The sequence below is a fragment of the Pelosinus baikalensis genome (genome assembly GCF_020819555.1).
GTDB lineage: Bacteria > Bacillota > Negativicutes > DSM-13327 > DSM-13327 > Pelosinus > Pelosinus baikalensis.
This window is the reverse complement of sequence record NZ_JAJHJB010000031.1, coordinates 52,383-60,937: the sequence shown is the minus strand read 5'-3', so window position 1 is coordinate 60,937 and position 8,555 is coordinate 52,383. Positions and strand designations below refer to the sequence as shown.

6 protein-coding genes are annotated in these 8,555 nt (G+C 41.3%); all 6 read right to left on the bottom strand.

The annotated features are described in order from the left end of the window. Positions 1-328 precede the first annotated feature (328 nt). Complete coding sequence (locus LMF89_RS18505; RefSeq protein WP_229536370.1) at positions 329-733, bottom strand: hypothetical protein; 405 nt, start codon at positions 731-733, stop codon at positions 329-331. 356 nt (positions 734-1,089) lie between these two features. Further along, positions 1,090-1,689 (bottom strand): DedA family protein, encoded by a 600-nt coding sequence (locus LMF89_RS18500; RefSeq protein ID WP_229536369.1) that lies wholly within the window; start codon positions 1,687-1,689, stop codon positions 1,090-1,092. Between the two features lie 164 nt (positions 1,690-1,853). Continuing rightward, positions 1,854-2,933: a 6-phosphofructokinase gene (locus LMF89_RS18495; protein ID WP_229536368.1), complete on the bottom strand. Its 1,080-nt coding sequence runs from the start codon at positions 2,931-2,933 to the stop codon at positions 1,854-1,856. Positions 2,934-3,028: 95 nt separating this feature from the next. Beyond that, positions 3,029-5,686 carry a cation-translocating P-type ATPase gene (locus LMF89_RS18490; RefSeq protein ID WP_229536367.1) on the bottom strand — a complete coding sequence of 886 codons (2,658 nt, stop codon included), beginning with the start codon at positions 5,684-5,686 and terminating at the stop codon, positions 3,029-3,031. A gap of 759 nt (positions 5,687-6,445) precedes the next feature. Beyond that, a complete protein-coding gene (locus tag LMF89_RS18485) occupies positions 6,446-7,294 on the bottom strand; it encodes a DUF6385 domain-containing protein (protein ID WP_229536366.1) in 849 nt (282 codons plus the stop codon). 160 nt (positions 7,295-7,454) lie between these two features. After that, entirely contained in the window at positions 7,455-8,411 is a 957-nt protein-coding gene (locus LMF89_RS18480; RefSeq protein ID WP_229536365.1) for a DUF6385 domain-containing protein, read from the bottom strand. Positions 8,412-8,555: the final 144 nt, after the last annotated feature.

Genomic DNA, 8,555 nt, shown 5'->3' with positions numbered 1-8,555 from the left:
CTTTCCAGACGGGAGTCCCACCCGCTATACACCATGCGCTTCTTGGCGCACGGGACGTTCCTTTCTGTCACATTTTTGCTAAATGAAGCAAAGGGACGGTTCATTCGCTTCCTTAAAGGTGCTATACCTTAAAAATATAAGAAGCAATAGAACCGTCCCACTGATTCTTCGAACCGTCCCACTGATTATTCCTAATCAGCACATTAACCCTTACAAACCAAGTTGCTATACAAGATAAACGCTCAAACCGGGGTCTGAGCGAACATAAAACACACATATGAAATTACCTACAGGTAGACACAAATTACATTATTCTAATTCGTCATTTTTAAAGTAACGTTATCATTTTGTTTACAGCTTCTACACTTTCTACATCCCGTGCGTAGCCAATCATATTTCCGATACTAAGATCTTGGCTAGCTCGTGTGCGAAACTCAGTAAGCCAATTTTTAATATTTGATCCCATATCAGTAATTCCGCCAGGTCCAAGAGGACGTTGCAACAAAAGGCTTTCATGACTTGTTAATTTACCTTCTTTAGCTAACGCTCTAACTGTAGAACAAAATTCTTCATAACTGCAATTTTGCGGATCATATTTTTGATATGTATCAGTATTATCTGCATTATTGGTAGTAGTGAAATTGAACTGTGTTTTGGGTGAATTAAGTACTTGATAATTTTTAGTATTATACGTGGTTGAAGTATCCACATATGATGTATTATTGATTTTCACTTTTATTATCCTCCAGTAAAAATTTCATTTTATTTATAATTACTATCGTAAAAAATTTTATTTTACTTAAATTCCCACGATTGGAACCGCTACCAATATAGAGGGTCCTTACCCTAGCTTTTACGTGTCAGCAGTAACATGTAATTAAAAGCAAAGGGTCGGTTCATTTGCTTCCTTAAAGGTGCTATACCTTAGAAATATAAGAAGCAATAGAACCGTCCCACTGATTATTCTGAAAAACAAATCCCATATTTCTATCCTCTTTACCATTAAAATACAAAACTCCTGCATGGCTAGGCTTGATTTTTGCAGGAGTTTGTCGCTATATGTTGGTTGTTGGTCTCATCCCTCTACATTTATACCTTATTTTTACTACGTATAGGAAACAAATCCCTAAACACATAAGCTAATAGCAATAAACCGCCTCCAATGGCACCCCACTTAAGCCGAGGGTTTTCTACCATCGTATGCCATTCACTGCCTAGTACAGCCCCGACACTCAAAAAGATGGTTAGCCACAGAGCCGCGTGTACCATATCGTAGATAAGAAATTTACCAATAGAAATACCGCTAATGCCGGCCACGTAGGGAGTAACGTTACCTATTGTTGGTAGAAAGCGAGCACCGATAACATAAGCCGGGGCGGACTTTTGCAGAAGCTCCTGTGCCTTTCTAATACGTTCCGGGGTTAGTCTAATATATCTTCCCCATTTCTTTATAAATGGCTCTCCAATACAACGTCCTAGCATAAAGGCAGAAATTGACCCCAGCATGTATCCTAGCAAAGATACCAACCAGGCTATTATCATATTAAACTCTCCTTGCTTTGACAAAAAACCTGCCAAAGCAACTAACACGCTGCCTGGAAACGGTAGTCCTATTGCTTCCAAAAAGACTCCTGCAAATACCCCTGTCAATCCAAGGCTGCTTAAAATATCAAGAATTCTATCAAACAATATATCCCCTCCCAACCTATTATGGCTGAAAATAGTATTAAATATTTGTCCGATTGGCCTGAATTATAGAAGACAAGGGGATGTTTTTTTGTCCTGTAAGGCCAGTTTGCTTTGCAGGAGTTGGTCGTATATATTGATTTTTTGATTATCTTTTTCTTCCTCATTTAGTCGCCAAAAGAAATTCCAAGAGAGCGTCCAGTTTTAATCAAATCATGTGTTGCTGGAACTAAATATGGGGTTCCAACAACATCGATTAAATTAACTGGGACAATTTCGTTATTTTGTAATGCCACCATTGTCTTGAATTTTTTATTAATGATTGCATTTACTGCAGCCTCACCATACCTGGTAGACAATATCCGATCATACGCAGTCGGACTACCACCACGTTGAAGATGGCCTAATACTGTAGATCGACATTCCACCCCTAGTAAATTTTCTAACTCGTGAGCAACTTTATCGCCTATGCCGCCTAACCGTATTGTTTCAGGACAATTATTTACTAACCTTGCTACTGATATCTCTCCATTAATGGGTTTAGCTCCTTCGGCCACTACAATAATACTGAACATAGTCCCTTTTTGTTGTCTGAGCTTAATTTTGTCTGTAATCGAATCCCACTTAAAAGGAATCTCAGGAATTATAATGCAATCCGCTCCACCAGCAATACCACTATGAAGAGCAATCCACCCTGCATAGCGTCCCATGACTTCTAGTACCATTACCCTATGATGGGACTCGGCTGTTGTATGCAATCTATCTAACGCTTCTGTCGCAATGCTAACGGCTGTGTCAAAACCGAAGGTTCTCTCTGTTTTAGGTAAATCATTATCAATTGATTTTGGAACGCCGACTACAGGAAACCCAAGTTCTGCAATTTCACTTGCAATCTTAAGTGTACCATCACCGCCAATTACAATTAATGCTTCTATATCTCGCTTTTTAAGATTGAATAAAATTCGCTGTGACATATCCTTGTAAACAAGTTCTCCACGATCAATGCATTGATATCTAAAAGGATTATCTCTATTTGTAGTCCCTAGCATTGTTCCTCCACGAGGTAATATACCAGAAACATTTTCAGAACCAAGTAAAGATAGATCATCTTCAACTAAACCTTTAAACCCATTTTTCACCCCATAGACTTTTATCCCATTTGAATGTGCAGTCTTGTAAACCGCTCTTATTACCGCATTTAATCCTGGGCAATCTCCGCCGCCAGTTAATACTGCGATTGACTTCAAATTTAAAAACTCCTTTCCATATTGCTAATGTTATTTCTTGTGAGTTGTCATGCTTTAATCTATAATCTTAATCTACGGATAAGGGGACGATAGTGTTAGATTTCTGACTCTTTCATGAATAATTTAGAAACTTCGTTTACTATGAATGGGACGATACTAAAGAGCATTACCAGCCCCCAGTCGTATACCGATAGATTCTGCACCTTAAATGCATTTGCAAAAGCAGGTATTGTAATTACTCCTAACTGTAGAATGAATCCAAGTATCACCGCACCGACCAAGTACATATTAGAGAATAAGCCAATTCGGAATACTGATTTGTGCATGCTTCGCATTGAAAAGGAGAAAAATAACTGCGCGCCGGCAAGAACTACGAATGCCATTGTTCTAGCATTTGTTATTACATGTTCCGGTATATCCTTGGAGTTTAAGCTATAGCCAAATTCAGCTAATCCAAAATAGAAGGCCACCAACGTCAAAATACCAATTAATGTACCACCAATTATTGCCCTTTGTCCAGCGCCGTGGGCAAAGAAACTATCTTTAGGTTTTCTTGGTTCTTTACTCATAACATCCTTATCGCCAGGATCTATGCCGAGTGCAATTGCCGGAAATGAGTCAGTAATCAGATTGATCCAAAGTATTTGAGTAGCCAGCAGCGGCAATGGCCAGTTGAACAACACAGCTAGAAATATAGCCACAACTTCGCCTAAATTACAGGAAAGCAGGAATATTACCGATTTTTTAATGTTATTGTATATATTTCTTCCTTCTTCTATCGCATGGACAATCGTTGTAAAGTTATCATCTGTAAGTATCATGTCACTCGCGCCTTTCGATACGTCAGTGCCTGTAATGCCCATTGCAACGCCGATATCGGCGATTTTTAATGCAGGGGCGTCGTTCACTCCGTCACCGGTCATAGATACGATATTCCCATGGAACTGAAATGCTTTCACTATCTTAACCTTGTGCTCTGGCGATACGCGGGCAAATACTCGATAATTCTTGATTTTTCTTAAGAATTCCTCTTCTGATAATTCATCTATTTCGCTACCGGTAATACTCTGCTCCAGCGAGCTTGCAATTCCTAGTTCCTTCGCAATGGCAACCGCCGTATTCTTATGATCACCGGTAATCATAACTGGAGTAATGCCGGCGCCCTTGGCTTTTGCTATCGAGTCCTTAACTTCTAACCTAGGCGGATCGATCATACCGACTAAACCGACAACGGTTAAGTCTTCTTCCATTTCTTCCGGATTAATAATGCTATTCGTATCTTTAAATGCTGCGCCTAGAACTCTTAACGCATCGTCCGACATTTTTTCCGCTACTTTTAGGTAATCTTCTTTCATTTCTTCAGTTAATGAAACAACTTTACCATCCACCAAGGCAGTCGAGGATATCTTTAGAATATTATCAAGTGCGCCTTTGGTATGTACTCTATATCCATTTTCATCTTGGTTAAGGGTAGACATCAATTTTCGATCTGAATCAAAGGGCTTTTCACCCACCCGTTTATGTTCTTTATGCAACTTTCTTCTTTCCATGTCATATTTTTCGGCAAGCACAACTAAAGCAACTTCAGTAGGATCGCCTGTACTTTTTCCATTTTCATAAGTTGCATCTGAACAGAGAACAAAGGATCTAATCAATTCTTTCTCGTCTGTGTTCTGTGCGGCAAACGACCTTCCTTCTGTCGCGACATTTGTCAAATTGCCTGCAGTATAAAATTTTACAACTGTCATCTTGTTCTGAGTAAGCGTCCCGGTTTTATCTGAGCAGATGATGTTTACTGAACCAAGTGTTTCAACCGCAGGAAGCTTCCTAACTATAGCGTTTATCCTGGACATTCTTGTCACACCAAGCGCCAGTACGATGGCGACTATAGCCGGCAGTCCCTCAGGAATCGCGGCAACAGCTAAACTAATGGCTGTTAAGAACATCTCAAATAAAGGTCTATCTTGGACTAGTGCTATGACCAACATCACTACTGTTATAGCTATAGCAATGTACCCCAACGTCTTTCCAAGTTCTTCGAGCCGCTTTTGCAGCGGAGTCATCGAGTCGATATCTTCATCCAATATTGTGGCAATCTTGCCAATTTCCGTTTCCATGGCAGTTGCTATGACAACGCCTTCCCCTCTGCCATAGGTAGCCAATGTTGACATGAATGCCATATTCGATTTTTCGCCAATAGGTGTCTTAGGGTCTTCGTGCAGGTCTTTTGCATTTTTCTCAGTAGGAAGTGATTCACCTGTCAGGGCCGATTCTTCGATTTGTAGATTTGCACTTTCGATTAGTCTAAGGTCAGCAGGTACATATCTGCCTGCATCGAGGATTACAATATCTCCTGCTACTACATCTTCCGAATTGATTTCCCTTACTTCTCCGTCACGTCTTACCAACGATCGTGGAGTAGTCATTTTCTCAAGTGCTTCTATTGCCTTTTCCGCTTTGCTTTCTTGGATTACCCCGATAGTTGCATTCAGGAATACTACCATCAGGATAATAATGGCGTCTACCCATTCTCCTACCGCTATAGTGATAACCGCTGCGCCCAATAAGACATAGATTAACATGTCCTGTAGTTGTGCAAAGAATAATTCGAGCGTGCTTTTCTTTGGCTTGCCTTTTAACTTATTTTGACCATACTTTTCAAGCCTGGCTTGCGCTTCTGCAGTAGACAGACCAGTTTCTGGGTTAACACTAAGTTCATGAATAATTTCTTCCGTCGATTTTGAGAACCACATTTATATTTTCATTCCTTTCCACATTTGATTGAGGCGTTCCTGCGTAAAATACCCTCGCCCTACGTTTTTTGTAAGCCTATTGTTTTCAGTTTATCTTCAGTGACATTCCTATCGAGTAGCAAACCTCTTCGTCCTTCCCCCTCCAATCCCGACTGGTCATCACCTACTGTTTTTATATCGCTATTGTACCCTTCTGTCGTGGGTTTTATAAACACCACTTCGGCACGATAGCTAGTAATATTCGCGGGAACGGTTCTTTTTGAGTCACTCCCCCTCGTTTTGTCTCATGTCATAAATTTACGATCGTAAATTTCTTTTAAAACAATTCCCATATTTCCATCCTATTTACCATTAAAATACAAAACTCCTGCAAGGCTTGGGGGATGTTACTAGATTGTCAACATTTTGCCACTATGCTGCGTGATATTCTAGTTTTTTCTGCGAAGTCTGCAATGGCTCAATTCATGCAGTTAAGATTAATCGGGGTCTACGTATCGGGTTAAACGGCGAAATGTCTTTTATAATTATTTAGCAAGACAATATCACTATCTCCGAGCCCGCCTAATGAGCCAGAAAACCTTAAGAAGCAATAGAACCGTCCCTTTGCCTTTACTCCTACATAATAAATAGGTAAACCATATTTTCCCCTTCCATAGTTTACCTATTTATTCACAGCTTCAAACTTCCACGCTTGATGGGCCTTCCAGCACTTTTCCGGCTTTCCCATTTTTATTACTGCAGTTCAGACAAAAATCCTCCTTAAGAGGAGTAACCTCTTACTCGTATATCCAGTAAAGTACTCTGATCAGGCACGGTCGATTGAAAGGCCAGGCGAGCAAATCTGGCAATTACATTGGGGACAAATGGCAACATTACCCCAGGCGAAATGACCCGCAGCGGTTCGTCGGTAATCCAGTTTATGCCGTCCGGGCTGAGCTCAAGGGAAACACTAGCGCTATATGTACCGGTATTGATGATATAATACGTGTAATTAAAACGTTGAACATTTAGCATCGTTGTAGTTCGAACAAATTCGCTGGTGGTGACGCCTTCATCCATATCCAGCATTTCACAGCAGTTATCATTGGGTAGCGGTTCTAAAAATGTCACTTCTAAAAATGGCCAGCACCGCGAGTTAAAGGCTCTATTACTGCAAAAGCCTAGCAAACCAGGCCTTTGTTGGTCTCTTAATTTCAAAAGTACTCCCAGGTTCGCACTGCCACCTGTATACCAATCCACAATCAGGGATGTAATGTCAAAACTTAAGAAGCAGCCATTCCTATCGCCGACAGCCACGCTGGTCACCGGTGCATTTTTAATCAGCGTGTTTTTCCTTTTACACCACGGTGAAAGTACTTGATGAACATCAATGATATTTCCTATTTGGGAACAATTATTCTCAAACAGAAAAACATTCAGTGTTCCGCGTAAAATGGTCAGAAATGACGGTAACGCAGCAATATCAAATTCAATAAGCGATTGATATATATGCCTCTTGCAGCCGACGAATAGCATTCTTTTGGCCGATCGATGGTGCGAACATTTGCCATTAATTGTAGATATATTTTTAACAGGAGGCTTAATGGTTTTCACTCTCTCGCCCGTCACACCTACTCCCCCCCTTCTTTTTATCTAAAATTCATGTACCATATACCACCCATCATAATAAACATAGTTAATTATATTTTCTATTATGTAAGAAATTTGTCTCCAACCACTTGTTAGAGACAAATTTCACAAAGCAGCACTTGATAAAATACAGGGTGTATTACGATTGTCCTTGGAAGAAGATGGTGAGGTCTACAGCACTGGCAGCATTAACAGCTGCATAGTAGACCCTGGCATATTTCAGGAAAATATCAGATACTAACCCAGTTGAGCTACTTGGACTCAAGGTGACTACTGAACTGTCGTTAAACCAGACCACCCCATCAGGACTGAGCTGCAATTGAGCAGTTGCTTGAGCATTGGCTGCAGACGTGGATTCATTAACTAGACCGAAAGAATAGGCTGCTACGCCCAGTACTGTGTACGTGTTGGACGGTGAGCCAGCCGTATCAACAAGACCGGTTTTGGCTTCCGTTACATCAGTGGTAGCCAGAGCAGAAATAACAGATAATCCTTCGCTAGTAATCAGCAGTCCACCGGTTGGTGGTGTTACGCTGAGACCAGACGCCGGTGCCGTAACGATTATACCATTGACAGGCCCAGTCACGCTCAAGCCATCTGGCGAAGCAGTAACAAGCAGACCATTCGTTGGCGCGGTAACACTGAGGCCGGACGCCGGTGCCGTAACGATTATACCATTGACAGGCCCAGTCACGCTCAAGCCATCTGGCGAAGCAGTAACAAGCAGACCATTCGTTGGCGCGGTAACACTGAGACCGGATGCCGGTGCCGTAACGATTATACCATTGACAGGCCCAGTCACGCTCAAGCCATCTGGCGAAGCAGTAACAAGCAGACCATTCGTTGGCGCGGTAACACTGAGGCCGGACGCCGGTGCCGTAACGATTATACCATTGACAGGCCCAGTCACGCTCAAGCCATCTGGCGAAGCAGTAACAAGCAGACCATTCGTTGGTGCAGTAATACTAAGGCCGCCGACCGGAGCAGTGACAGACAGGTATCCTCCATTTGATGTAATTAGCGCCTCATTTTCCGATCCAAAAATTTTTATTCGAGCCTGGTCAGGCACATCTTGGATAATCTTAAAATTGGGCATGCCGAAATCGCTCCTTTCCCACAATCTTTTGACAGATTCCTCTATCACTTTATAATATGCTAAGTAACAATTTATGTGCTGTACTTTACCTTTTTATGTAAAGAAATATATCTTAATGAACGAGAAATATATCCTAAGCATATA

Excerpts from the sequence above, each read along its gene's own strand:
- LMF89_RS18480 (WP_229536365.1), bottom strand. The coding sequence starts at position 8,411 with ATGCCCAATTTTAAGATTATCCAAGATGTGCCTGACCAGGCTCGAATA.
- LMF89_RS18490 (WP_229536367.1), bottom strand. The coding sequence starts at position 5,686 with ATGTGGTTCTCAAAATCGACGGAAGAAATTATTCATGAACTTAGTGTT.